2 protein-coding genes are annotated in these 996 nt (G+C 57.4%); both read right to left on the bottom strand.

Features of this window, described 5'->3' with window-relative positions; genetic code table 11:
* Positions 1-107 precede the first annotated feature (107 nt).
* The gene (locus tag HMPREF0372_RS14040; protein WP_007493774.1) at positions 108-335 is read right to left on the bottom strand and encodes a hypothetical protein; all 228 of its coding nucleotides are present in this window, start codon (positions 333-335) and stop codon (positions 108-110) included.
* Between the two features lie 128 nt (positions 336-463).
* Positions 464-793 (bottom strand): hypothetical protein, encoded by a 330-nt coding sequence (locus tag HMPREF0372_RS14035; protein ID WP_050810504.1) that lies wholly within the window; start codon positions 791-793, stop codon positions 464-466.
* Positions 794-996: the final 203 nt, after the last annotated feature.

The raw sequence follows: 996 nt of genomic DNA, 5'->3' as shown, positions 1-996 counted from the left end.
GCACCGCTCAGGTCGGCACCGCGCAGGTCGGCACGGCTGCCGCCCTCTCCATTCAGCCAAAGGAGATGCTCGTCCAAAATCTTTTTTAAGTCCATTTTGCTCCCTCCTCAATGTGGGATTTCTATGACCGCCCACACATCGTCGATGCTCTCCGCGCCCTCCAGTCCGGTGATCTGGATGGTGAGCGGGCCGGTGGGCGTGGGGGTCGGGGTGGTTGCCGCCGGGGTTTCAATGGCTGGCTGCTCCGGCTCCTGGTTCCAGATGATTTCAACTAGTGCAACCAGCGCCAGTAGGAGAAACAGAGCCGCAACGCTCGTAATCAGATAGCGGTTCATAGCAGCCACTCCACCCAGTTTGGCAATCCGCAGGCTACCACGATGCAGGCGGTAAACACTACCGCACTCACAGCCTCCCGGTGGGCCCGGCGCCGCTCATATCTTGTCTTGCTCACGGTCGATTCCTCCTAGTCCAGCGGTTCCAGCCGGAACCCGCTTATTTCGTTTTGGATGGTGCTCGCCACCGCAGTCCGTATCATGTGTACGATGGTTTCGTAGTCAAAGCACGGTACGCCCTCCCGCTTGTACTTAACCAGCCCGCCGGGGCTGATCTTGTATGTAAGCGCCTTGTCCTTGACCGCAAGCCCGAAGGTTGCCCGGCCTTCTCTGAGCGCCAGCCTTACCGTTTGTTCGGGCCAGTCCAGATATCGGGCCGCAACGTTCAACGGGACATTGTCATACGCTAGTATCTCATTGTCCGTTGGAACCGGTGGCCGCTCTCTCGTTCTTGGCCTCATGGCTATCCTCCCTCCTTTCGCCATGTAACCGCTCATGCTCGTCCCAGGTCATCCCATAGTAAGCCCGGCATAGGTCGTCCATGACGCGGCGTACATTGCTGAAGCGGATCTCAATCTCCCGCTTCGTACTGCTCTAGTTGAGCTGTCCATCTTTGGTCATAAAAAATCCTCCTGTAGGTTTGTCAAACATATTGGACGGTGAA

It is taken from the genome of Flavonifractor plautii ATCC 29863 (assembly GCF_000239295.1).
Taxonomy (GTDB): domain Bacteria; phylum Bacillota; class Clostridia; order Oscillospirales; family Oscillospiraceae; genus Flavonifractor; species Flavonifractor plautii.
Note: the sequence above shows the minus strand (reverse complement) of the source record. Positions and strands in the feature narration are given on the sequence as shown.